This is a genomic window from Streptomyces sp. NPDC041205 (genome assembly GCF_055591765.1).
Window position 1 is genome coordinate 1 of sequence record NZ_JBVIZH010000010.1, and the last position, 25,732, is coordinate 25,732.

Consider the following 25,732-nt stretch of genomic DNA (forward strand, 5'->3'; position numbering starts at 1 on the left):
GGCAACGACGCCTGGATCGCCCTGGCCTGGCTCCTGGGCCTGTCCATCGTCGGCTACCTGTGGGCCAAGGCCTCCTTCAACAAGGACGCCAAGCGGTAGGAGCGACGCTCCCCCTGAACTGAGGGTCTCGGAGTCGGCGGACTCCGAGACCCTCGCCTTTTCGCCCTGCGCCCGGGGTCTTCGGACGCCCTGGGCCCGAGGGGTGTCCTCGGCTTGTGGGTGTCCGGCCCCGGGCGCTCAGCGCCGCACCGGCCGCCCCGGCAGCGCCCCCGCCACCACCTCCCCGTCCGCCACCACCGGCACCCCGCCGACCAGCACATGGGCGAACCCCACCGACGGCAGGGTGCTGTCGGCGTAGGTGGCCCGGTCGCCGACCGTCGCGAGGTCGAAGGCGACGAGGTCGGCGTCGCAGCCGACCTGGACGCGCCCCTTGTGGCGCAGCGCGGGCACGCCGGACTCCAGGACGCGTGCGGGCAGCAGCGTGGCGCGGCCGACGGCGTCGAGGAGGTCGAGGGCGCCGAGTTCGCGCACGTAGCGGCGCAGCATCCTGGCGAACGTGCCCGCGGTGCGCGGGTGGGTGACCGCGGCGCCCGGCGGCAGCGGCCACGCCAGCGGGTCCGGCGCCGGGCCGGTCCAGGTCAGGGGCATCGCGTCGGAGCCGACGACCGTCGCGGGGTGCAGCAGGGCCCGGTCGATGAACGCCCGGTCGTGCGCGTCGGCCTCGTCGAGGAAGTGCAGGACGGCGAGGGCGCCCGGGTCGGCGGCGCGCAGCTCGCGCAGCCGGCCGGTGTCGCGGACCCGCTCGCCCGTCGCCGCGAGGACCACGTCCGTGACGTCGAGCCCGGCCGCGGGCAGCAGCTCCGGCGCGAGGAACGCGGCGCCGACGGCGGTCATGCCCGCGCCGTACGGATACGCCTCCGTGGAGATCCGGCCGCCCTCGGCCCGGGTCCGGTCCATGAGGGCGAGGACCCGGTCGGTGTGCCGCCGGGACGTCGACGTCACGTGGCAGTAGTGGGCGTGCACACCGGTCTCGCCCGCGGCCCGCGCGATCTCCTCGGCGCCGTCGACAGGGGTGTCCACGACCTGCTCGACGAGGCTCCGGGCGTGGGTGAACGTCGGCAGCCCGGCGAGCGCGGCGAGGCGGGCCACGGCCAGGTACTCCTCGGGCCGGATCCGGGGAGCGTAGCCGACGATGAGGCCGATGCCGAGGGCACCGTCGGCGAGGTCGCGGCGCAACAGCTCCAGGAGCGCGTCCTCCTGGGGCCGGGTGGCCTCGCGCTGCCAGGCCGCGTCGCCCAGGTGGTCCAGGGCGGCCGTCGCGCCGCCGCCGTGCGGGAGCGCGCCGACGGCGGCCATGCGGGCCTGCGCCCAGGAGGCGGAGAAGCCGTAGTTGAGCGGGCGGCCCTCGACGGCGGCCTGCCGGTAGGCCTCCGCGACGGGGGAGAGGCCGAGTTCGAGTTCCAGAGCCGTCGTCACCCCGTCGAGGGCTTGCAGACGGTGGCCGGGCACGGTGTGCGAGTGGCTGTGCAGATCGATGAAGCCCGGGGCGACGACCAGGCCCGTCACGTCGAGCGTCCGGCGGGCGGCCAGGCGCCACGGCGGCTGAGGGGAGGCCTCGGGCGCGGGAGCGGCCGGGGCCGTCGGCGAGACCGCCGAGATCGTCCCCGCGGTCACGGCCACGTCGGCGATCGCGTCGAGACCGGTCTCCGGATCGAGGACCCGGCCCCCGCGCAGGACCAGATCGTGAAGGTGTCCGGGCGGTGCGGCGGGAGAAGTCATACGGCCACGCTAGGGCCTGTCCGCCGGACCGGAGTCGATCGCGCGGTGCCCGACTCCCCGCTCCCGGCCGCGTTTCGAGCCGGGGATGCTTCATCCGAGGACATGAAGCCATGGGGAGATCCGGCGCCTCGCGGTCGACCGGGAAGCCGCCAGGGGATCATGGACCAGGGATCAAGGGGTGAAATGACCTTTCCATGCGCGACGGTTGACGAAAAGATGTCGTACAGAAGAAGTGTGAGAAAACGACAGGTGTCCGAATCGTGGCGCGTGTCAGGACGTGCCGGGGGTACTGAGGGCTCATGCGAGTGAGCGTGCTGGATGTGGGATCGCGCACGGTGCGCCTGGTGGTGGCGGATGCCACGGGCGGGGCGCCGCTGCCCGTGCACACCGCGAAGTGGCGGCTGCGCCTCGGCGAGCGGGTGGAGCCCGGCGGGCCGCTGGACGAGGACGCCGTGCGGCATCTCGTGCGCGCCGTCGACGAGGCCGCGGTGACGGCCGAACGGTGGGGCGCCGACGAGCCGTTGGCCTTCGCGACCGCGGTGGTGCGGGACGCGCCGAACCGCCTCGACGTGCTGCACGCCGTCCGGGCGAGCACCGGCGTCGGTCTGTGCACCCTGCCCGGTGAGCTGGAGGCGGAGCTGACGTACCTCGGCGCGCGGCGATGGCTCGGCTGGCAGGCGGGACCGCTCGTCCTGTTCGACATCGGCGGCGGCTCACTGGAGGTGGCGTACGGGCGCGGGCGGCTGCCGGACTTCGCGGCGAGCCTGCCGCTCGGCGCGAACAGGCTGACGCACGAGTTCCTGCACGACGCGGACCCGCCGTCCCCGCAGGCGCTCAAGGCGCTGCGGCGCCGGGTGCGCCATCAGCTGCGGGACGTGGCCGCGCGGATCCGCTGGGAGGGCCCGCGCTCGGCCGTCGCCACCTCGCGGACGTTCCAGCAGCTGGCCCGGCTGACCGGTGAAGTCCCCGGCCGCCACGGCCTGTTCGCGCCCCGGCGCCTCGAGCGGTCCGCGCTGCGCCGGGCCAAGGACCGGCTCGCGCTGCTGCCCGCGGCCGAGCGCGCCCGGCTTCCGGGGATCTCGGCGCCGCGGGCGGCCCAGAGCCTGGCCGGGGCGGTCGTCGGGCACACGGCCATGAAACTCATGGGTGTCAAGTCGGCGGACATCTGCCCCTGGGCGGTCCGCGAGGGCATCCTGCTGCGCCACATCGAGGAGGGCGCCCAGTGGTGGGCGGGCGTGACGAGGGAGCTCACGGACGGCGAGAGCCGCCGTCGGACGGGCCGCGGGTCGCTGCGAGTCGCCTCGTCCTGACCTGCGCTTCGTCCTGGGCCGCGCCTCGCTCCGACCGCGCCTCGGCCCGGCGCGCGGTGCACGTTCCGGCCGTCCGCGCCGGAACGCGCACCGGGGTCAGGTCGAGGTCCTGCTGAGCCCGCCCGCGCGGGCGCCCTTCCCGGACCGCTTGGCGCCCCCGCCGCTCCCGTTGCCCTTCCCGGCCCCGTTCCCGTTCGTGCCGCCCGCCGCCACCGGTTCGTCGGCGCCCGCCACCGGCTCCGGCGCACGGCCCGCGTCCCGGGCTCCCGCCTCCAGGCCCCCCGCCTCCCGGGCCTGCGCCTCCGCCCGTGCCTCCGCCTTCAACCGGTCCCGCATCTGCAGGTACTTGGCGTTCATCTCGTCGACGGCGATGAACTTGTTCGCCCCTCGCTCGCTGACCTTCGGCTCCTGGCGCGCCATGATGTCGTTGTCCTGCTGGTCCTGGACGTACTGCTCCATCATCAGCGAGAGCCGCAGGACCAGCGGCCGCAGCGGCTTGACGGGCACCATCCACTTGAGCAGCGGGTACTCGTAGAGGCGCATGATCGCCTGGGTGTGGTGCTCGTCGACGGGCACGAGCCAGGTCGTGACCTCCAGGAGGCCCTGGCGCACGTGCGTCATGCACGGGGCCTGGTAGATGAGGTCGAAGTGCCAGGTGTTGGAGGGGTTGCCCTCCTCGCACTGGTCGAAGGTGTTGCGGATGATCGTGCCGTCGACGTCCACGCGATGGTTGACGATCTTGTTGGCGGCGATGTAGCGCTCGCGGCCGTCCGTCCACAGTTTCTTCCAACTGCCGTACATGAACGTGTAGTCGATGATGTTCGCCCAGTGGTCCCGGTGCACGAACGTCACGTGGTAGAACTCGAGCAGGCTCTCGATGTAGCGCGTGTAGTGGACCGGGCGGCTGAAGGTGATGGTCTCGTACGGCCGCGGTTGCTCGGCGAGTTCATGGGGCAGCTCGATGTCGGGGAGCTGGGTGCGCTTGTCGCCCCACCACAGCCACACCAGGTCGTACTTCTCCCGCACCTCGTAGGTGTCGACCCGCAGCGACGCCGGGATGCGGCCCTCCGAGCCGAGCGCGGGCACCAGCCTGCACGTCCCGTCCGCGCCGAACCGGAAGCCGTGGTACGGGCAGGCCACCGAATTGCCCACCAGGCGGCCTTCGGAGAGGTTCGCGCCCTTGTGGGGGCAGCGCGCCGACTGGCAGACGAGGTTGCCGCGCAGGTCGCGCCAGAGCACCAGTTCCTCGCCCATGCGGCGCACGCCGGTCGGCGCGTCACGTTTGACGTCCTCGGTCCTGAGAATCGGATACCACTGATTCGGGATCATCTGGAACTTCCTGCCTTCCTCTGGAGTCCTGCCTTCCTCGGGCGGTGCGGTGGGCTCAGCCCTCCACGACCTCGACGACGCCCGTGTCGCCGTCGACCATGACCATGTCGCCGGTGTTGATCACCTGCGTCGCGTACTTGGTGTTGACCACCGAGGGCACGTTGAACTCCCGCGACACGATGGAGCTGTGCGAGAGCATCGACCCGATGTCGGTGACGACGCCGCCGGCGATGGCGAACAGCGGCGTCCAGGACGCGTCGGTGTGCCGGGTCACGAGGATCTCGCCCGCCTGGAACTCGTCGGCCTGCCACACCAGGTCCTCGACGATGCGGGCCCGGCCGACGATCCGCCCCGGGCTGGAACCGAGCCCGTCCAGGCGCGCCCCGTCCTTCACGGGCCGCACCGCGCGGGTGCCGTCGTGCTCGCCGACGAAGGTGAGCGGCGGCTCCGGCAGCCGGTTGTGGTACTCGTGCACGCGCCGCCGCTCCTCGACGGCGGCCCTCGGGAACGCCTCGCGCGCGGGCAGCTCACCGGCCAAGTAGCGGCGTACGTCGGCGAAGTCCAGGAAGGCCACCTCGTCCAGGGAGTGCAGCACACCCTCGTCGACAAGGCGCCGCCCCACCTCGTACACGACGTTCCTGACCAGCCAGATCGACGTGATCATCGACATGCGGGTGGCCTCGCGCAGCTCGCTGCACAGGGCGTACATCGAGATGACGCCCTCGATGGTCGTGCGCCGCGGCAGCGGCAGCTTCTTGAGGACCGCCCGGACGTCGCCCTCCTGGCGGGCGCGGCTGCGGCCCATGATGTCGTCGGCGGTGAAGCCGTCGGCGGCGTAGCGGCGGATCATCTGGAAGACGTACGACGGGTCGTCGATCCAGCGCTGATGGGTGAGCTCCATCTCCTGGCGGCCCCGGGTGCCGTTGGCGCGCAGGAACGGCTCCAGCTGCGACTGCCAGAACGCCTCGCCGTCGGGGTCCGCGCGCAGCCGGTCCGCGACCTCGTCGAGGGGGGCCGCCTCGATGATCTCCATGACCCGGGGCCTGGCCTTCGCGGCCTGCGCGACGCTCCAGATCTCCTGCGCCGACGCCACCGTGCGCAGGCTGGACATGTCCGTCTTGATGCGGTTCTGCAGGTTGTCGCCCGCGGCACCGAGCCACTTGGCGCACAGCTCGGTCAGGATGCCGTAGAACCCGAACGCGTTGATGTAGTACGGCATGTAGCCGACGTGCGCGTCGTGGAAGTAGTCGAGGTAGCGGCCGAGTTCGGCGTGCAGCTCGCGGCGGCCCATGCGGCTGAGGTCCAGGCGCCGGGCGCGGTCGAACTCGTACAGACGACTTTCGGCCATGTCACGGGCGCGGTCCTTCATCACCAGCATCTCGTTGGCCGTGGCCCGCAGCCAGTGCGTCGTCGAGAGCAGATCCTCCAGGCCGCCGGGGAACGTCCCGAAGGGGTTCTTGTACGTGGCCAGGTCCACCTCCTCGCTGACGAAGCGGCGGGTGAAGTGGCGCTGGTCGCGGGTGGGCAGGGCCTGGCCGAGCAGATACGCGGTGTAGGAGATGTTCAGATAGACATGGCCCTGGAAGAAGCCCATGTGCAGGCCGACGTCGCCGGTGTCACGCACGCCGAGCGCGGCCGCGCAGTCGCCGTGGACGTGGTCCTGGTAGTGCCGGGCGAAGCTCAGGCCGAGCGGGGACATCAGGCCGACGAAGATCTCCCCGATGTCCATCCGCGACCACAGGGTGCCGTGCCGCACGGCGTCCGGCTGCTGCTCCAACAGGTCCGGCAGATAGGGGCTGCGGGCGCCGTCGGGGGTCTCGGACCTCGGGCGGGTGGTGATCGGGCGGGCCTGGAGGAGATACAGCGTGCCGTCGCGCATGGCCCACTCGATGTCCTGCTCCGCGCCGTGGCGGTCCCGGATCTCCAGGGCGATCCGGGCGAGCGCCGCGAGCTGGTCCCGGGTCAGACAGGGAGCGTCCCGGTCGGCGGCGTCGACCTTCGCCATCCCGATGCGGCCGGGCGCGAGCGTGGCGCACTTGGTGACCTTGTACCGCACGCGTTCCTCGACGACGTCGAGCGTACGGTCGTCCACCACGAAGAAGTCGCTGGAGACCCTGCCCGACACCAGGCCCTCGCCGAGCCCGCAACAGGCCTCCACCACGAGCCGGTTGGGCCTGCCGCCGACCGGGTCGACGGTGAACAGCACCCCGCTGACGTCGGCGGGCACCATCTCCTGCACCACGACGGCGATGGAGCTCGCCGGGCCGTCTCCCGCGCGGTAGGCCGCCGCCCGGTCCGACCACAGCGAGGCCCAGCAGACCCGGACCGCGTCGAGCAGCGCCGCGTCGCCCGACACGTCGAGGACCGTGTCGTGCTGGCCGGCGAAGGACCGCTCGGCGGAGTCCTCGCGCGGCGCGGAGGAGCGCACCGCGACCCGGGGGCGGCCCAGGTCCTCGTACGCCGCGAGGATCGTGCGGGCGACCGGCTCCGGGATGTCGCGGGCCAGGACCGCCTCGCGGACGGTGAGGGCGGGTTCGCCGCGGGCCTCGGCGGCGCGGATCTCGGCGCCGAGGCCGCTCTCGCGCAGGAAGACGTCGAAGAGGGTGGTGGTGAGGCAGAACGCGGGCGGCACCGGCAGCCCCGCGGCCGTCAGCTCGTCGAGCCGGGCCGCCTTGCCGCCCAGCTCGGCCGGGGTGGCGGCGTGCGGACGGCCGAGCACGGCGACGAGGCCGGAGTGCGGAGCGGGGGGCGGGGTCGGGGTGGTGGTCTCCTCGGTGGCGGGTGCCTCGTCGGCGGCGGGTGCGGAGTCGGCTGCCTCGTCCGTGGCGGTGGTGTCCGTGACCTCGGTGGTGGGGGCGGAATCGGTGGTCGCCTTCGTCGTCATGACGCGGCCTCCTCGGCGGTGGTGGGGGAGCCGGAGCGGGCCGGGGGCAGTGCGGCGGGCCCGGCCCCGGGGTTGATGCCGACGAACGAGCGGAACGCCTGGCCGGGCAGGAGCCGGGTGGCCCGCACCTCGGTGAAGCCCGCATCCCGCAACTGGCCGAGCAGTTCCTCGGCCAGTGGCAGCGAGCCGCCGAAACCGGCGTACTCGAACCAGAGGTTGAGCACGTCGAGGCCCAGCGGGCCGCCGCCCCGGCACGAGGAGGTGAGCAGCAGGGTGCCGCCGGGGGCGAGGAAGGACCGGGCGCGGGCCAGGACCTCGGCGCGCTCCTCCTGCGGGAAGTAGTAGATGTTGTTGTGCAGCGTCACCACGTCGAACTGCGGTTGCAGGTCCAGCGTGCGCAGATCGCCGCTGCGGGTCTCGACGCGGTCGGCGAGGCCCCACTGCGCCATGTTCTTCGCGGCCTGCCCCGCGACCTCCGGCTGGAGGTCGACGGCCAGCGCCGTCAGACGCGGGTTGAGCCCGGCCGCGTACCGGACGTACGCGCCGCTGCCGCAGCCGACCTCCAGGAGCCGCACCGGCGCGGTGCGCGACAGCGTCCGGCTGATGGCCTCCTCCACGAAGCCGCGCACCACCAGCGTGGAGCGGGCGATGACCAGGCCGTCCTGGTCGGACAGCTCGAAGCGGCCGCCGTCCTTGAGCATGCGCGGGGCGTCGCGGAGCGCGGGCACATGGAAGCGCAGCAGCTCTTCGAGTGCTCCCGCGACGGCGTCGTTGCCGACCTGCGCGAGCGCCTTGGCGGTGCGGCTGCGCAGGCGGTAGCAGCCTTCGCGCCGGTCGAGCTCGCCGAGTCGCACGCCGATGTCGAGCCAGGCGCGCAGCCGTTGCCGGTCCTCGGGCCCGCTCTCCAGGTGCTCGGCCAGGCTCTCCAGGTCGCACGGGCGGGCCGCCAGGCACCCGAGGACGCCGGAGCCCGCCGCCGCGGCGAGGAACGACGCCCGGTACAGGGGCGTGAACAGCGTCCGGTTGAGGACGAGGAGCAGCGGAAGCCGTGGGTCGGCGACGATCCGCGCCCTCGCGGCAAGGCCGGTGAACGGCGCCTGTGCCCGGTCCTTGACGGCCCTGGCCAGCCTCAGTAGGTCCATGCGGGTTCCCTCTCCTCGGTGGTGCGGGTGAGTTCGGCGCGCAGCTCACGAAGGAGCGGAAGCCGTGCGGGTCCGGTCGTCAGGTAGAAGTGGCCGCCCGCCACCCTGCGGTGCAGCAGCGAGGCGCTGGTGTACGCCCGCCACGCCTCGACGCGGTCCGGGGGCGCCACCGGGTCCCGGGCTGCGGAGAACGCCGTCATCGGGCAGTCGAGGGGGCGCCGCGGCCGCCAGCGGTAGCGGGCGCAGAGCGTGAGGTCGGCGCGCAGGACCGGCAGCCTGCGCTCCAGGTAGGAGCCGCCCACCCGGTCGTCGGGATCCAGGGCGCCCAGGTCCCGCACGAGACGGCGCAGGTCGTCGTCGCCGAGCGCCTGGTCGTCGGGGCCGCCGTACAGGTGTGGTGCCCTGCTGCCGGACACGAACAGGTGCGTGGGGCCGGGGCGTTCGCGCGCCCGCAGCTCGCAGGCGACCTCGTACGCCAGGAGCGCGCCCATGCTGTGCCCGAACAGGGCGTAGTCGTCGACGTGTCCGGCCGCCACGAGCGCGTCGGTCACATCGCGGGCCAGCGGCGCCATGTCGGTGTACGGCGCCTCCCCGAGCCGCAGGCCGCGCCCCGGGAGCAGCACCGGTACGACCGTCACGCCGGGGCCGAGCAGGTGCGGCCAGTCGCGGTACACGGACGGGGTGCCGCCCGCGTAGCTGAAGCAGATCAGGCGGGGGCGGAGGTCGGGGGCGTCCGGCGCGGGTGCGGGCGTGGGCCCGGCGGTGGGCAGCGCGCCGGGATCGGCGTCGGAACCGGCGTCGGCTCCTGGCGGGGGCCCGAAGCCGGGGCCCGCGAACCAGGCTCGGGCCGGTGCCTGCGGCCGTTCGGTGAGGTGCACAGCGGGTTCCTCTCGGGCTCGGGCCGGTCGGGGCGGGGCGGGCCTCAGCGGGGGACGCGGGCACGCCCCTCGGGCGAGTCGAGCCAGGCGAGCGTGAGCCGCACCCCCTCCTCGAAGCCCACGTCGCCCTTGAAGCCGAGGTCGTCGCGGGCCCGGTCGATGGCGTACGACTGGTCGCGGTCGAAGAGGTGCACCGCGTGCCGGGTCAGGACCGGGCGTGCCTTGATCCGCAGCGCCCCGTACAGGCCCTCCGACAGCGTCGCCACGCCGCGTGCCACGGGCGCGGGCAGGCTCAGCGAGGGCGACTTCACGCCGAGGCCGCGGGCCAGCGCCTCGACGTACGCCCGCCATGTCGTGCGGTCGGGATCGCGGAGGTTGTACGTGCGGCCCGCGGCGGCGTCGGACGCGCAGGCGGCGATCATCGCGTCGGCCGCGTTGGTCACGTACAGCAGTCCGGCCGGTACGTCGCCGCCGCGGATGTACACCATCTGGCGGCTGAGGAGCAGCGTCGCGATCTCGATGACGAAGTCCTTGCCGCGCGGCCCGTACACGCTGACCGGCCGCACCACGGTCAGCGGCAGCCCGGCGCGCGCGGCCGTCTCGCGCACGGCCTGCTCGCCGAGGAGCTTGCTGCGGTTGTACGGCAGGCCGATGTCGCGCGGCGGGGTGTCCTCGCCGCAGGGGCGCACGGGGTAGCCGTAGACGTCGGTGGTGCTGACGTGCAGGAAACGCTCGACGGTGCCCGCGTGCCGGGCCGCCTCGACGAGGTTGCGGCTGCCGTCGACGTTGACTCGCTGGAAGTCCGCCCACGGGCCCCAGTCGGCGGACAGGCCCGCGCAGTTGTACACGTGCCGCACCCCGGCCGCCGCCCGCCGCAGGCTGTCCGGATCGCCGAGGTCGCCCACGGCCACGTCGACGTCGAGCCCCGCGAACGCCGAGCGGTCGCTGCCCTCGCGGACCAGGACCCGCACGCGGTGGCCGCGTTCGGCGAGGCGGCGGGTGAGGTGGCCGCCGATGAAGCCGCCGGCGCCGGTCACGAGGACGTCGGGGGCGGAGGGTGCGGGCGCGGGTGCGGGGGAGGGGACGGTGTCCGGCTCGGCCCCGCCGACCGACTCTGTCGCGCGCGGCGCCGTCAACTCGCGGTCCGGCTCGGCCTCCTGGCCCGGCCCCGCCTCGCGGCGCGCCGCCGTCCCCGTGTGCCGCACCGTCCGCGAGGTCCCGTTCGTCTGCTTGCGTTCGGCCATGGCTCGCCCCAACAGGTCCAGTGCGCGGTCGAGTTCGTGCTCGGTGTGGTCGGCGTTGACGAAGAAGCGCAGGCGGCACTCGTCGCGCGGGACGGCGGGGTGGCCGATCGGCATCACGTTCACGCCGAGGCGGAGCAGCGCGTTGGACAGCGCCATGGTCTCCTCCCAGCCGCCGATGACGACCGGGATCACCGCGGACGCCCGCGACACGCCGATGTCGTACCCGCGGGCGCGGGCCGCGTCGCGGAAGTGCTCGGAGAGGTGCCGCAGCCGCGCCACGCGCTCCGGCTCGTCCCGCACGACCCGCAGCGCCTCCAGAGCTGCGGCCGTGTTGGCGGGCGAGATGCCGGTGCTGAAGATGTGCAGCGGCGCGGTGAACTTCAGGTACTCGACGAGGGGGCGGCGCGCCGCCACATAGCCGCCGAGGCTGCCGACGGCCTTGCTGAGCGTGCCCATCCACAGGTCGACGTCGGCGCGGTCGACGCCGAAGTACTCGCCGATGCCGCGCCCGGTGCGGCCGAGCACCCCGAGCGAGTGGGCCTCGTCGACCATCAGCATCGCGCCGTGCCGCCGCTTCACGTCGATGAACCGGGGCAGGTCGGGCAGGTCCCCGTCCTGGCTGTACGCGCCCTCGACGAGGACGAGCGCGCGGCGCGCCCCGGCCCGGCCCGCGGTGAGCAGCCGGTCGAGGGCGCGCCAGTCGTTGTGCGGGAACGGCCTGCGCCGGGCGCCGGACAGGACGCTGCCGCGCACCGCGCTGTCGTGGATCCACTCGTCGTGCAGGATCAGGTCCTCGGGGCCGAAGAGGTGCCCGATGGTCGCGACGTTCGTGGCGTGCCCGCCCGCGAACACGATCGCGGCCTCGGTGCCGAGGAACGCGGCGATCTCGGCGTCGAGCCGGTGGTGCAGCGGCGTCTCGCCGAACAGCAGAGGCGTCGCCGAGCAGGACGTGCCGTACCGGTCGACGGCGGCGCGCGCCGCCGCGCGGACCCGTGGATGATGGGACAGCGCGAGGTAGTTGAAGGCGGCGAAGTTGAGGACGGGGCGGCCGTCCACGCACGACCGGCCGCTGTTGAAACCCTCGTGCGTGCGCCCGTACGGGTTGTCGCCGTCGGCCGTCGCCTGCCGCAGGCGCCCCCGCAGTTCGCGGTACTCGGGCCACTCCTCGAAGACACGCTCCTGCCGCACGGCGGGCGCGGTCTCGACGCCGGGCCCGGGTGCCACGGACACCTCGGCGACCGTGGCCGTCTCGTCGGCCACGGGCACGGCGCCCGCGAGGAGGTCGGCGAGCTGCTCCACCGTGGGGTCCTCGGGCAGCCGCTCCCGGTTGCCGTTCAGCTGCCCGGGGAACCGCCGCGTCAGGGCCCGTTCCAGCTCGGCGCGCATCAGCGAGTCGAAGCCGAGGTCCGCGCCGAGCCGGGCGTCACGCGCGATCTGCGCGACGGCGTACCCGCAGACGCGCGACACCTGCGCGAACACTTCCTGCCGTCCGGTGCGGGGGTGGTCGGCCGCCGGAGGGGCGGGAGGCACCGCTTGCGGTACGTCCCTGGGCTCTCGCGGTACGGACGCGGGCTCCTGCGTCGCGTGGGCAGGCTCTCGCGGTACGCGGGCGGGGGCATGCGCGCGCCCCTCCGCGGACGCGTCCGTCGCGGCGGCGGCGCGCTCTGCCCCGGACACCACCCCGGTCGGCGTGAACCAGTACGGCTCCCGCTCCCACACCGCGTGCGGCACCGGCACCCGAGGCGCCCGCCGCCCCGCGTCGAGCGCCGCCCAGTCCACCGTGCCGCCCGCGCAGTGCAGCCGCCCGAGGGACGTGAGCAGTGTCTCCCAGTCACCCGTCGCGCCGGGCACGGCCCCACCCCGTCCCCGCCGCAGCGACGGCAGCCACAGGGCGGGCCGAGCGTCGGGCCCGGCGTCGGCGGGAGTCGTCGCGCGGCCCAGGCCGAGCAGCGTCGGGTGCGGGCCCATCTCTACGTACGCGGTGCAGCCGAGGCGCCGCAGGGCCGTGAGGCCGTCGGCGAAGCGCACGGTGCCGAGCAGATGGTCCACCAAGGCGTCGGCGTCGATCCGGCCGACGGGCTCCCCGGTGGCATCCGACACCCAGGTGATGACGGGCTCGGCGAAGCGCACGGAGCGGGCGGCCGCGCGCAGCGGCTCGGCGGCGCCCGCCATCAGCGGCGAGTGGAAGGCGCCGGAGACCGCGAGCGGCCTGACGACGACCGACCGCTCCGCGAGGTCCGCGCGGGCCCGCTCGACCTCCGCCCGGTCCCCGGAGAGCACCAGGTGGGTCGGCGCGTTGACGGCGGCCACCGCCAACGACCCATACCGCGACGCCACTTCTCGTACCGTCTCCGCGTCCCCGACACACGCGGCCATCGCGCCGTCGCCGGGCTGCTCGTCCATGAGCCGCCCCCGGGTCGCGGCGAGCGTGAGGGCGTCCCCGAAGGTCAGCGCGCCGGACACGCACGCGGCGGCGTACGCGCCCACGCTGTGCCCGAGCACGGCGGTGGGCCGCACGCCGAGGGACTGCCACAGCTCGGCGAGCGCGATCTCCAGGGCGACGAGGGCGGGTTGGCAGTACCGCGTGGCGCGCAGCCGGTCCGTGCCGTCCGGCGCGAACAGGACGTCGGTCAGGGGGGCGCCGAGGTGCGGCCGCAGCACGTCGTCCGCGCGGTCGATGGCACGGGCGAACGGCTCGTGCGTGTCGTACAGGCCTCTGCCCATGCCCGGGTACTGCGTGCCCTGGCCGCTGAACAGGAACGCCGTGCGCGGCTCGGGCCCGTGCCCGGCGGCGGCGCGCACCACGGCCGTCGAGGCCTCGCCCCGGGACAGCGCGTCGAGCCCGGCGTCGAGCGCCGCTGCGGACCCGCCGACGACGACGGCGCGGTGTGTGAGCACGGCCCGGCCGGTGTGCGCGGCGCGGCACAGGTCGGCGAGGGGCGCGTCGGGGTGGGCGGCCAGGTGGGTGCGCCAGCGCCGGGCCAGGGTGGTCAGGGCGGTCGGTGTGTGGCCCGACAGGCACAAGGCGTGTACCGGCCGCGCGGTCGGGGCGGGCGCGGGGTCGGGTGCGGGCGGGGACTCCAGGACGACGTGGGCGTTCGCCCCGCCGAAGCCGAAGGAGCTGACGGCGGCGCGGGCCGGGCCCGTGCCGGGCAGGGGTGTCAGGCGGGTCGGTACATCCAACCCTGCTCCGTTCCAGTCGAGTTGGCGGTTCGGCGTGGTCAGGTGCAGCGTCGGCGGCACCTCGCGCTCGCGGACGACGAGCGCCGCCTTGATGAGGCCCGCGACGCCCGCGGCCGCCTCCAGATGCCCGATGTTGGTCTTGACGGAGCCGACCAGGCAGCGGGCGCCGTCCGGACGGCCCATGCCGTACGCGGCCGCGAGGCCCTCCCACTCGACCGGATCGCCGAGCGGCGTACCGGTGCCGTGCGCCTCGACGTAGTCGATCTCCTTGCCGCTCAACCCGGCCCGCGCCAGGGCCTGTTCGACGACGGCGCGCTGCGCGGAGCCCTTCGGCGCGGTCAGGCCGTTGGCGCGCCCGCCGTGCCCGGTGGCCGAGCCCCTGATCACCGCGTGCACGCGGTCGCCGTCGGCGAGGGCGGCCGAAAGGGGCTTGAGCAGGACCAGGCCCGCGCCCTCGCCGCGCACATAGCCGCCCGCCGCGTCGTCGAACGTACGGCAGCGTCCGTCCGCCGCCAGCATCCCGCCGTCCGTGAACGCCACGGACAGGCCGGGCGTCAGCATCAGGTTCACCCCGCCCGCGAGCGCCGCCCCGCACTCGCCCCGGCGCAGGCTGTCGCACGCCAGGTGGACGGCCGTCAGGGACGAGGAGCAGGCCGTGTCCAGGGCGAGGCTCGGGCCGCGCAGGTCGAGGGTGTAGGAGAGCCGGTTGGCGGCGATGGAGTGCGCGTTGCCGGTGGCGCCGTGCACGTCAACCGTGTCGAGGCGGCCCATCTGGAGCTCGGCGTAGTCGTGGCTGCTGATGCCGACGAACACGCCGGTGGCGGAGCCCGCGTACGACGTCGGGTCGTGGCCCGCGTCCTCCAGCGTTCCCCAGGCCGTCTCCAGGAGCAGCCGCTGCTGCGGGTCCATGCGGACCGCTTCCCGCGCCGAGAGCCCGAAGAAGCGGGCGTCGAACTCCTCGACGCCGTCGACGAACCCGCCGAAGTCCGGGGCCGCCACCCGCGCGGCGTCCCACCGGCCGCGCGGGACCTCGGTGATCGCGTCGCGGCCGTCGCGAAGGAGGCGCCAGTAGCTGTCCGGGTCGGGCGCGCCGGGGAAGCGGCAGCCGATCCCGACGACGGCGATCGGCTCGTGCGCGTCGCCGGGACCGGCAGCCACGGCGGCGGGCGTCGCGGCCGTCGTCGTGCCCGCCGCGCCGAGATGGGCGGCGATCGCGCGGATCGTCGGATGGTCGAAGACCACGGACGCGGGGATCTCGCGGCCGGTACGGGCACTCAGTTCCGCCAGGACCGCCACGGCCTGCTTGGAGTCAAGACCGAGCGAGGCGAGCGGCCGGGACGGGTCGACGGCCGTCGCGGCGAGCCCCAGACGCTCGGCGACCCGGGCGGTCAGCCACGCCTCGACGGAGTCCGGGTCCCAGGTCCCGTCGGCATCAGGCACCCGCTCGGCGAGCAGCCCGGTCAGCGTGTCGAGCCGCGGCCGCACGAGCAGCTCCCCGACCGGGATCGGCACACCGAGGCGCCGCTCCAACTCCCGTACGACGAGCAGCAGCCGGGGGTGGTCGAGGCCGAGGTCGGCGAACGTGCGGGTGGCGCCGCCGGAGACGTCGGGGACGTACGCGCGCAAGACCTCCTCGACCGCCGCGCCCACCGGCTGCCCCCGCCGCTGTCCCAGTGGCGCGGCCGGGACCGGCGTGTCGCGGGCGACGCTGGCCGCGACCACCTTCAGGCCGAGGCCGAGGAAGTCCGCGCGGCACGCCTGGCGTTGGATCTTCCCGCTGGTGGTCCGGTGCACCGTGGACCGCTTGAGCAGGACGACGGCGTGCGGCGTCACCTCGTGCTCGTCGGCTATCGTCGAGCGCAGCCGGGCGAGCAGGCCCGGCGCGTCGGCGGCCCGACGGCCGTCGATCTCGTACGCCACGACCAACTGCTCCGCGCCGTCGACCTCGACGGCGAAGGCGGCGCCGCAGCCCGCGCGGACGGCCGGGTCGGCCTGCTCCACGGTCAGTTCGATGTCGTGGGGGTAGTGGTTGCGGCCCTGCACGATGACGACGTCCTTGGTGCGGCCGACGACGTGCAGTTGGCCGTCGCGCAGGAAGCCCAGGTCGCCGGTGCGCAGATACGGCGTGTCGGGCTCGCCCTCCAGATAGGCGCCGAAGGTGTCCGCGGTGGCCTCGGGCCGGCGCCAGTAGCCGCGCGCCACGCTGGCGCCCGTGAGCCACACCTCGCCGACCGTGCCCTCGCCGGGGACCCGCCGCCGCGCTGCCGCGTCCACGACCGCCACGTCCACGCTGTCGACGGCGGGGCCGCAGGCGACGACCCGCGTGACTCGGTGTCCGGCGGCCTTCCCGGCTTCGGTGGCCTCCGTGGCGACGCCCGCGCCGAGCGCCGCCGCGTCGAACTCCCCGACGGCGGGCGGCTCGTGGGCGCGCACGCCCGTCACCATCAGGGTGGCCTCCGCCAGGCCGTAGCAGGGCAGCAGCGCGCTCCGCCGGAACCCGCGGGCGCCGAACCGCTCGACGAACCGGTCCAGGGTGTCGGCGCGCACCGGCTCCGCGCCGTTCAGGGCGAGCCGCCAGTGCCGCAGGTCGAGCCGGTCGCGCTCCTCGTCGGTGATCCTGCGGACGCACGCCTCGAAGCCGAAGTTGGGGGCGACGCTGGTCGACGCGCCCGTGTCGGACAGGGCCTGCAGCCACAGCAGGGGGCGGCGCACGAACGACATCGGCGCCATCAGGTGCGCGGGGAACCCGCCGTACAGCGGCGACAGGATGCCGCCGATCAGGCCCATGTCGTGGTACGGCGGCAGCCACGACACCATCTGCGAGTCCGCGTCGTGCGCCAGCCTGCGGTGGATGGCGGCGAGGTTGTGCAGCAGATTGCTGTGGCTGACCATGACGCCCTTCGGGGCGGACGTCGAGCCGGAGGTGTACTGGAGGAAGGCGAGGGAGTCGCCGGTGAGGTCCGGCGCCCGCCAGTCGCCCGCCTCCGCGATGTCCGCCTGCCCGTCCATGCCGTCGCCCGCCACCGCGTCCGCGCCGTCCGCCGCGCCGGACCCGCCCCCCGTCACCAGCCACCGCAGCCCGCCGAGCCCGAGCGCGGCGAGGTCGTCCTTCCGGTCGCCCGCGAACCGCGAGAGGCCGCCCGTGGTGAGCGCGTGCGTGGCCCGCGCGTCCCGGGCGATGGCCGCGAGCCGGGGCATGGTCTGCCCGAACCTGCGGGTGTCCGGGGGATACACGGGGACGGCGATGGCCCCCGCGTACAGACAGCCGAGGAAACCGGCGATGTAGTCGAGGCCGGGCGGGTGCAGGAGCAGCACCGGGTCGCCCGCCGCGCCCTCGCGCCGGAGCAGGGCGGCGACGTGCCGGGCCCGCAGGTCGAGGTCGGCATACGTCCAGGAGCGCTCGCCGGGCCCCGGGTCGGCTGTGCCGCCCCGCACCGGGGCCTCGGAGCCGCCGAGGAAGCGGTAGGCGAGCGCGTCCGGGCGCCGTGCCGCGTGGTGGCGCAGCAGGGCGACGAGGGTCTGCGGCTCGCCGCCGCGTCCGTGGGTCTCGGTCGGGCCTTGGGTCATGTACGTCTCCGTCACTTGCCGGGCACGGCACGCGGGGCGGGGCCGGGCGCGGGCCGGGGTGTGGGCGCCGGGCGAGGTGTGGGCGCCGGTCCGCCGAGGCGCCGGTAGTCGGTCTTGCCGTTGGCGTTGTGCGGCAGCTCGTCCAGGCAGGTGGCCGTGCGCGGCAGCATGTAGCGCGGCAGATAGCGCGCGCAGTGCCGCTTCAGCTCGATGAGGCCGGGCCGGGGCGTCTCGCCGTTGAGGGTGAAGTAGAGGGCGATGGCGGTGTCGGGGCCGCCGGTGTCGGCGACGACGGCGGCGTGCGCGATGCCGGGGTGGCGCAGCACGGCCGCCTCGATCTCGCCGAGTTCCACGCGATGGCCCGCGAGTTTCACCATGCGGTCCTTGCGGCCCCGGTACACCAGGGCGCCGCCGCCGTGGCGCACGTCGTGGCTCACCAGGTCGCCGGTGGCGTGCCGGCCCCCGCGGTGTCCGGCCGCGGCGGGCTCGACCTCTCCGCGCCAGTAGCCGGGGGTGACGCAGTCGCCCTCGACGACGAGTTCGCCGAACGCGTCCGGGCCGGTCAGGGCGCGGCCGTCGGCGTCGACGACGGACACCTTGGCGCCGGGCAGGGGGGTGCCGATGGGGACGGGTTCGTGGCGGTCCAGGTCCTCGGGGCGCACCCGGTGGTAGGTGCAGACGTTCGTCTCCGTCGGCCCGTACAGGTTGTAGAGCGCGGTGTCCGGCGTCAACTTCTCCGCCAGGGCGCGTAGGTGGGGGATCGGGAACACCTCGCCCGCGAACAGGACGTACCGCAGTCCCCGGGCTGCGTCGGGGGTGAGCGCGCCCGACACGGTGAGCAGCCGCAGCACGGACGGCACCGAGTACCAGACGCTGACGCCGTGGTCACGGATCCCGGCGGCGAGCGCGGCCATATCGCGGGCCTGCCCGTCCGGCACGATCCACAGGCCCGCGCCCACCGACAGGGCGGTGAACAGGTCGAACGTCGACAGGTCGAAGTTGAACGAGGCGTGGTTGGCGAACACGTCACCAGGGCCGACGTCCAGTTCCTCGCGCGCCCACCGGATGAAGCACGCCAGGTTCCGGTAGCTGATCCGCACGCCCTTGGGCGTGCCGGTCGACCCGGAGGTGTACAGGATCGCGGCGAGGTCGTCGCGGCCCAGGGGCGGCAGCAGGACGACGTGGCCCGCGGCGCCCGCGGTGAAGGCGGACCAGGTGACGGTGGACCGGGCGACGGAGGCCCCGTGGTGTGCGGGGTCCGGGTGGCGCGGGCGGACCTGATCCGGCCTTACCTGGCCCTCGACCCCACCCCCACCCCCGTCCCCGTACCCGTACTCGTACTCGTCCACGAGTACGACCACCCGTACAGAATCCGGCAGTTGACGCTCCATCAGCATGTCCAGGCGACGGCTGTCCGTGACCAGCGCGACCGGCTCCGCGTCCCTGAGGATCGTCTCCACGCGGGCCACCGGTTGCCCGCCGTCCAGCGGGACGTACGCGCAGCCCGCGTGCAGGGCGCCGAGGATCGCCTCGGCGTAGCGCGGCTGTTTGTCCGTCCAGATGGCGACCCGGTCGCCGACCTCGGCACCCAGGCCGAGCAGCCCGGCGGCGACGGCGGCGACCTGCCCGGCGAGTTCGCCGTACGTGCGGGCGTCGGGCCCGACGAAGGCGAGTCGCGTGGACTGTTCGGCGCTCGGCGGCCAGGGCTTGCGGATCAGCGCGACGTCCGACAGCTCCGGCAGGCCAAGTGGTCCGGACGGCCCCGGAAGATCGGGCGTCCTCGAGAGGTCGGACAGGCGGGGCTCCTGGGGCGGCTCGGTCATCGCGCTCACCCGGCCGACGGCAGGACGCCGGTCTCGCGGGCCGCGTCGACGAAAACGCCCGCGGCGGTCTCGAGATCCTCGCGGGTGTGCTCGCAGGTGACGCTGACCCGCAGCCGCGCGTCGCCGAGCGGCACGCCCGGGAACACCACCGTCTGGCAGAACAGACCACGGGCCCGCACGGCCCGGCCCATCTCCAGGGCCCGCCGCTCGTCGCCGATGACCAGCGGCAGGATGGCGCTCTCGGTGTGCTCCAGGTCGAAGCCCGCGTCGGCGAGCAGGCGGTGCAGGGAGCGGATGTTGTCCCAGAGCCGGGTGATCCGCTCCGGCTCCGCCTCGATCAGGTCGAGGGAGGCGATGAGCCCGGCGGCGACCCCGGCGGGGATGTTGGCGGCGAAGACGTAGGAGTGGGCGTAGAAGCGCAGGTACTCGACGACGTCCTCGTCGCCGACGACGAAACCGCCCATGCCCGCGAGGGACTTGCTCATCGTGCCGAGCTCCAGGTCGACCTCGCCCTTGAGGCCGAAGTGCTCGGCGGTGCCCGAGCCGCGCGCGCCGAGCACGCCCGTGGCGTGCGCGTCGTCGATCATGACGCGGGCGCCGTACTCCTTGCCGAGCCGGACGATCTCGGGCAGGTCGCAGATGTCGCCGTGCATGCTGAACACGCCGTCCGCGACGATGAGTTTGCCCGCGGTCCGGTCGTCGCAGCGCTTGAGGACGCGCTCCAGGTCCGCCATGTCGTTGTGCTGGTAGATCTTGCGGACCGCGCCGGAGAGCCGGGCGCCGTCGACGATGCTCATATGGTTGAGCTTGTCGACGATCAGCGTGTCGTAGCTCTTGACCAGCGCGGAGATGGTGCCGAGGTTGGCGGCGTACCCGCCCGGATAGACGATGCACGCCGGGCGGCCCTTGAACGCGGCCAGGCGCCGCTCCAGCTCCTTGTGCAGCATGTTCGTGCCACCGATGAAGCGCGACCCGGTGTGCGTGGCGCCGAAGGCGCGGGTGGCCTCGCAGACCGCCTCGATGACCTTCGGGTGGTTGGCGACGCCCAGGTAGTTGTTGGAGGCGAACATCAGGAACTCGCGCTTGCGGCCGGTGAGTTCGTCGAGAATGAGGGCGCGGCCGCCGCAGCGGGAGTGCAGTGGCATCCCGTACCAGTACAGGTGCTCGGCCTCGCGGCCGCGCAGATGGCTCCGGAAGCTGCGGGTCTTGGCGAAGAGGTCGCCGTCGCGGCCCTCCACGAAGTCCTTCATGGAGCGGCTGTCCCAGGAGGCGGCGCGGTCCGGGTCGCCGGTGCCGGTGGCTGGGCCCGCTCCGTCGTCGCGGCCGGTGTCGCGGTACGCCCGCAGCTCGGCGATCAGGTCGCGCGGGGACTGCGCGGTCAGGGTGCCCGCGAGGTCGTCGGGCAGGCCGAGGTCGCGGGCGCAGTCGGCGAAGATCGACACCAGGACCACCGAGTCGATGCCCAACTCGCCCTCGAAGTCGGCGTCCAGGGGGAGTTGGTCGCGCCGGTACTGGGTGTGGTGCATGGCGGCGCGGAGGACGGCCGCCAGGACGGGGTCCTCGGGGGCGGGTGCCGGTGCGGACCCGGCGGCGGGGGAGGGGGCGGCACCGGGGGGCCGGCCCGAGGCCGTGAGGGCCTCCTCGACGGCGGCGGTCAGCTCGCGGATCGTGTGCAGGCCGTCGGGCAGCGGCGAGCCGAGCGCGAAGCGCTCCTTGACCAGGGCGAGGATCGACTCGTGGATGACGGAGTCGATGCCGAGGTCGGCCTCGAAGTGGCTCTCGGGCAGCAGGTACGACTCGTCGTACAGCGTCCGGGAGGCGACGATGTCCACGATCGCGCGCTGCACGGCGGCGCCCTCGTGGCCCTTCTCGGTGGCAGTGGTGGCATCGGTCATCGCACGCCCTCCCCCTGGGCCCGCAGCCGTTCGACGAGTGCGGCGATCGTGTCGACGGATCGGAAGTTCGCCGGGGAGATCTCCCGCAGCGGCACGGTGATGCGGAAGTCGCTCTGCAGGTAGTGCACGAGGTCGAAGATCCCGGCCGAGTCGATGATGTTCAGCTCGGCTATGGGAAGTTGGGCGTCGAGGCCTTCGGTGTCGCCGTCGAGCCACACGTCGGCGATGTAGTTGATGATCGACTGCTCGGTGGTCATGGCCGCCCTACGCTCGCTCTCCGGTGGCCGACGCCGCGGGGGCGCTCGGGCTCGGCACGCGGAGCCCGTCCTCGATCAGCCCGGCCACCGCCGCGACCGTGTCGCCCGGCGTCGCCGCGTCCTCGCCGACGGCGACCTGGAACTCGGACTGGATGACGAGGAGCAGCTCGACGAGGAACAGCGAGTCCATGTCGAGCTCTTCGAACTTGGTGTCGGGGCCGATCTCCGAGCGGTCCACCTCGAACCGGTCGACCAGCAGCTCGACCAGCCTGTCGTACGTCTCGCTCATGCGGTTCTCCTCAGATGTGGTCAAGGCGTGGCCAGGTCAGCACCGTCGACCCCCAGGTCAGGCCCCCGCCGAACGCGGTGAGCAGCACCCGGTCGCCCACCCGCAGGACGCCGTCGGCGTGGGCCTGGTCCAGGGCGAGGGGGATGGACGCGGCGGCGGTGTTGCCGACGTCGGCGATATTGCTGAAGCAGCGCGGCCGCGGGACGCCCACCTCGTCGGCCACGTGATGGGTGATGCGCAGGTTGGCCTGGTGGCCGACCAGGTGGTCGACGTCCGCCGATGTCCACTCGGCGCGGTCGAGCACGGCCCGCGCCGAGGCGGACATGCGCTGCACGGCGTGCCGGAAGACCTCCTTGCCGTCCATCGTGAAATAGCGGTCGCCGGCCCGCGGGGAGCAGCCCGACAGACGCTGGCGCGAGCCGCCCGCGGGCACCGTGATCAGGTCCTCCCGCCCGCCGTCGCTGCCCAGGTCGAACGGGCCGAGCGCGCCCGGCTCCGCGGGATCGCCCGCGCGCAGCACCACCGCGCCCGCGCCGTCGCCGAAGATCACCGAGGTGGAGCGGTCGTCCGGGTCGAGCAGCGTGGAGAACGTCTCCGCGCCGATCACCAGGACCCGGTCGGCGGCGCCGGCCGCGATGAGCCCGGCCGCCGTGGCGAGGGCGTACACGAAGCCCGTGCACACCGCCGAGACGTCGAAGGCGGCGGTCCCGGTCAGGCCGAGGCGCGCCGCGACGACGGGCGCGGTCGCCGGGCACGGCCGGTCCGGAGTGGTGGTGGCGAGCAGCACGGCGTCGACGACGGGTGTGCCGGAAGACTTCAGGGCCTTGGCGCCCGCGCCGACCGCGAGATCGGAGGTGGCGGTGCCGGGCGCGGCGAAGTAACGCTGCCGGATCCCGGTGCGGGAGCGGATCCACGCGTCGGAGCTGTCGAGGCGCGCGGCCAGCTCGTCGTTGCTGACGGCGGTCGGCGGCAGACAGCCGCCGACCCCGGTGAGCACCGCGGCACGGGTCGGTGACGGTCGGCTCGGTGGGGGTGCGGTCACGCGTGCTCCTCGGTCTCCCGGACGGCAGGACGTGGGTGCGGTTACCGAGTCTCGCCGGGCGGGCTGACGGGAAGAGGCCGCGCGTGCTGACGGCTCGCTGACCGCCCGCTGATCGCCCCCGGCGGCGCGGCTGCGGGCGTCCCCGCGGCCCTCGGGGTCAGCCATCGGTCAGCGTCCGGCGCGGCGGGCGGTCAGGCGCGGCCCGCAGACTCGACCCCAGGCGACCGGAGAGGTGGGGCGCATTAGATGAGCGCGATGCACGGCAGGTTGGCCGGTCTGCCGGTCGACCGTTCCGACGTGGACCCCGCGGAGCTCGCTCCCGACACCACGTTCGCGGACCTCGACATGGACTCGCTCCACCTGCTCGAACTGTTCCTCGTCGGCCACGCCGAACCGGGCGTGGCCGTGGGCGAGCACGCGGCGACACCCAGGGCCACGATCGGGGCGGTGGCGGAGATGCTGGCGCGGAGGGCGGAGGTGGGGGCGGACGCGGGCGCGGCGGAGGTGTCGGGGCCGGTGCGCGTGTCGGGATCGGCGCGGGCTGCGGATGCGGTACGGGGACGGGCCTCGGTACGAGGCCAGGTTCCGGTACGAGGACGCGACCCGGTACGAGCCTCGGCTTCGGTACGGCCACCGGTCTCAGGACGGCCACCCGACTCGAAACGACGACCGGCTCCCGTACAGGCATCGGCTCCTGCACGGACATCGGCTCCTGCGCGGACATCAGCGCAGGAACAGGCGCCCGCACCGGCACGGCCCCCGCGACCGGCACCGGCGCCCGCCCCGCCCACGGCAGCCGACCGCACCAGCCCCGCCCCCGGCGCGTCCGCCCCCGCTGCGTCCACCCCCGCCTCATGACGCGCCCCGCACCCGCGCGCGGCCCGGACGACATCGCCGTCACCGGCCTCGGACTCGTCACCGCCGCGGGCATCGGAGTGGCCGACACCTGGGCCGGGGTGTGCCGGGGGCGGTCCGCGGCGGCCACCGACCCGGGGCTCGCCGGGCTGCCCGTGGACATCTCCTGCACGGTGCCGGGCTTCAGCGCCCGCCGACACGTCGGCCGACGCAGCGCGTTGACGCAGGACCGGTTCAGCCAGCTGTCCGTCGCCGCCGCGCGCGAGGCCGTCGCGGACAGCGGGCTCGACCCGGACACCTGGGACGGGGCCCGCGTCGGCGTCGTCGTCGGCTGCGGCCTCGGCGGCGTGGCGACCTGGGAGGCCCAGCACCGCCGCCTGCTCGACCAGGGACCGCAGGCGGTGTCGGCGCTCCTGATCCCCATGCTCGTACCGAACATGGTCGCCGGGCACCTCGCGATGGACCTGCGCGCGACCGGACCGAACCTGGTGACCGCGACGGCCTGCGCGTCCGGCGCGACCGCCATCGGCACGGCGCTGCACCTGCTGCGCGACGGCAACTGCGACGTGGTGGTCGCGGGCGGCGGCGAGGCCGGGGTGACGCCCCTGATGGTCACCGGCTTCGCGCAGATGGGCGCGCTGTCCCGGCGGCTCGACGAACCCGCCGCCGCCTCCCGGCCGTTCGACCGGGACCGGGACGGGTTCGTCATCGGCGAGGGCAGCGGCATGCTCGTCCTGGAGCGCGCGGCGGACGCCCGGGCGCGCGGCGCCACCGTGCGGGCCCGCGTCGCCGGGTACGGCGCGTCGGCCGACGCGCACCACATGACCGCGCCCGACCCGCGCGGCACCGGCGTGCTGCACGCGCTGCGCACGGCGCTCGCGCGGGCGGGCGTCGTGCCGGACGAGGTCGACCACGTCAACGCGCACGGCACCTCGACGCCCCTGAACGACGCGGCCGAGGCGGCGGTGCTGCGCGAGTTCCTCGGCGCGGGCGCCGCGGTCACCTCCGCCAAGGGGGTGCTCGGCCACACCCTGGGCGCGGCCGGCGCGATCGAGGCCGCGCTGACCGTCCTCGCCGTCCAGCACGGCACGGTGCCGCCGACCGCCAACCTCCACGACCAGGACCCCGACATCGACCTCGACATCGTCTCCGGGGCCGCGCGCACCCGGAAGCTGGACGTCGCGGTCAGCAACTCCTTCGGCTTCGGCGGCCAGAACGCCGTCCTGGTGGTGACCGCGCCATGAGCCGGGGCACGCCCGTCCCCCCACCCACCCCCGCACCCCCTGCCCGGCACCCCGGGCCCGAGCCCCGCCCCACGGCGGCGCCGGTCCGCCGAGAGCGAGGCACCCATGACCCTCACGGTCCCGCACACCGCGCTGGCCCACCTGGAGGAACAGGTCCAGGACGCGCTGCGCCGAGCCGACGACAGCGCCCTCGACGTGCTGGGGTACGGCGAGATCACCCTTGTGCTCCGGCTCCGCACCGACGCGGGCTCCTTCGCCTGCAAACGGCTGCCCGTCTTCCCCGACCGGGGCCGCTTCGATCGCTACCGGCACTCGCTCGACGCGTATCTGCGCCGGCTCGCCGACCGGGGCCTGACCGTCGCGCCCACCGAGGTCTGGCACACGGCCGGTCCTTCCGGGCGGATCACGGCGTACTGCGTGCAGCGTGAACTCCCGCCGGAGCGGCTCTGCTCCCGCCTTCTGCACACCGAGGACGAGGCATGGGCGAAGAACTTCTTCGCCCGCTTCCTCGACCGCGTCGACACCGCCGTGCACCCGACGCTCGGCCTGGACGCGCAGGCCTCCAACTGGGTCGACGTCCAAGGAGAGTTGACGTACCTGGACGTCACCACACCGCTCATGCGCGACGGCCGTGGCCGTGAACTCCTCGACGTGCGGCTCTTCTTCACCTCGCTGCCGTGGATCCTGCGCGACGTCGTCCGCGTCTCCGTGGCCAAGTCGATCTTCGACAAGTTCTACGCGACGCGCGGCGTGCTCCTGGACTTCCTCGGCAACCTCCACAAGGAACACCTCGACGCGCTCGTCCCCGCTTTCCTGGAGCAGGCCAACGCCCGCCTCACCGAGCCGATCACGGCCGCCGAGGTCGCCGCGTACTACCGCGACGACGCGCGGATGTGGGAGCTGATCCAGCGCCTGCGCGCCGCCGACCGCCTCTGGCACCGCAAGATCCGGCGCAGGCCCTACCCCTTCCTGCTGCCGCCGCCCGTGGACCGCTGACGCCCGGACAGCCGG

At 74.4% G+C, this 25,732-nt stretch carries 14 protein-coding genes; 3 read left to right on the top strand and 11 right to left on the bottom strand.

Features of this window, described 5'->3' with window-relative positions; genetic code table 11:
* Positions 1-237: 237 nt before the first annotated feature.
* Positions 238-1,779 (bottom strand): amidohydrolase family protein, encoded by a 1,542-nt coding sequence (locus tag ACZ6BG_RS32980; protein WP_469008198.1) that lies wholly within the window; start codon positions 1,777-1,779, stop codon positions 238-240.
* Between the two features lie 299 nt (positions 1,780-2,078).
* On the opposite strand from ACZ6BG_RS32980, the gene ACZ6BG_RS32985 reads away from it, so the two are divergent.
* Positions 2,079-3,089, top strand: coding sequence for a Ppx/GppA family phosphatase (locus ACZ6BG_RS32985; RefSeq protein ID WP_469008200.1), 1,011 nt, complete (start codon positions 2,079-2,081; stop codon positions 3,087-3,089).
* Positions 3,090-3,185: 96 nt separating this feature from the next.
* On the opposite strand, the gene ACZ6BG_RS32990 is transcribed toward ACZ6BG_RS32985, so the two are convergent.
* Genes ACZ6BG_RS32990 through ACZ6BG_RS33035 form a run of 10 tightly spaced genes read right to left on the bottom strand, consistent with a single transcriptional unit; the run spans position 3,186 to position 22,622 of the window.
* Positions 3,186-4,418, bottom strand: a complete 1,233-nt coding sequence (locus tag ACZ6BG_RS32990; protein WP_469008202.1) for a Rieske 2Fe-2S domain-containing protein — start codon at positions 4,416-4,418, stop codon at positions 3,186-3,188.
* Positions 4,419-4,473: 55 nt separating this feature from the next.
* A complete protein-coding gene (gene redH, locus ACZ6BG_RS32995; protein ID WP_469008203.1) occupies positions 4,474-7,302 on the bottom strand; it encodes an undecylprodigiosin ligase RedH in 2,829 nt (942 codons plus the stop codon).
* Positions 7,299-8,444 carry a methyltransferase gene (locus ACZ6BG_RS33000; protein WP_469008205.1) on the bottom strand — a complete coding sequence of 382 codons (1,146 nt, stop codon included), beginning with the start codon at positions 8,442-8,444 and terminating at the stop codon, positions 7,299-7,301. The genes redH and ACZ6BG_RS33000 overlap by 4 nt, the downstream gene beginning before the upstream one ends.
* Positions 8,432-9,322 (bottom strand): thioesterase II family protein, encoded by an 891-nt coding sequence (locus tag ACZ6BG_RS33005; protein WP_469008206.1) that lies wholly within the window; start codon positions 9,320-9,322, stop codon positions 8,432-8,434. The genes ACZ6BG_RS33000 and ACZ6BG_RS33005 overlap by 13 nt, the downstream gene beginning before the upstream one ends.
* Positions 9,323-9,366: 44 nt before the next feature.
* Positions 9,367-17,316, bottom strand: coding sequence for an aminotransferase class I/II-fold pyridoxal phosphate-dependent enzyme (locus ACZ6BG_RS33010; RefSeq protein ID WP_469008207.1), 7,950 nt, complete (start codon positions 17,314-17,316; stop codon positions 9,367-9,369).
* An 11-nt stretch (positions 17,317-17,327) separates the two neighbouring features.
* Positions 17,328-19,139 carry an AMP-binding protein gene (locus tag ACZ6BG_RS33015; protein ID WP_469008209.1) on the bottom strand — a complete coding sequence of 604 codons (1,812 nt, stop codon included), beginning with the start codon at positions 19,137-19,139 and terminating at the stop codon, positions 17,328-17,330.
* Positions 19,140-19,144: 5 nt separating this feature from the next.
* The gene (locus ACZ6BG_RS33020; RefSeq protein ID WP_469008211.1) at positions 19,145-21,034 is read right to left on the bottom strand and encodes an aminotransferase class I/II-fold pyridoxal phosphate-dependent enzyme; all 1,890 of its coding nucleotides are present in this window, start codon (positions 21,032-21,034) and stop codon (positions 19,145-19,147) included.
* Complete coding sequence (locus ACZ6BG_RS33025; protein WP_468458576.1) at positions 21,031-21,291, bottom strand: acyl carrier protein; 261 nt, start codon at positions 21,289-21,291, stop codon at positions 21,031-21,033. The genes ACZ6BG_RS33020 and ACZ6BG_RS33025 overlap by 4 nt, the downstream gene beginning before the upstream one ends.
* A 7-nt stretch (positions 21,292-21,298) precedes the next feature.
* A complete protein-coding gene (locus ACZ6BG_RS33030; RefSeq protein ID WP_469008214.1) occupies positions 21,299-21,580 on the bottom strand; it encodes an acyl carrier protein in 282 nt (93 codons plus the stop codon).
* 10 nt (positions 21,581-21,590) lie between these two features.
* On the bottom strand, positions 21,591-22,622 hold the full coding sequence (locus ACZ6BG_RS33035; protein WP_469008217.1) for a beta-ketoacyl-ACP synthase III: 1,032 nt from the start codon (positions 22,620-22,622) through the stop codon (positions 21,591-21,593).
* An 854-nt stretch (positions 22,623-23,476) separates the two neighbouring features.
* Between ACZ6BG_RS33035 and ACZ6BG_RS33040 the strand changes: the two genes are divergently transcribed.
* Entirely contained in the window at positions 23,477-24,721 is a 1,245-nt protein-coding gene (locus ACZ6BG_RS33040) for a beta-ketoacyl-[acyl-carrier-protein] synthase family protein (protein ID WP_469008218.1), read from the top strand.
* A 105-nt stretch (positions 24,722-24,826) separates the two neighbouring features.
* Positions 24,827-25,717 (top strand): DUF6206 family protein, encoded by an 891-nt coding sequence (locus ACZ6BG_RS33045; RefSeq protein ID WP_469008222.1) that lies wholly within the window; start codon positions 24,827-24,829, stop codon positions 25,715-25,717.
* Positions 25,718-25,732 lie beyond the last annotated feature (15 nt).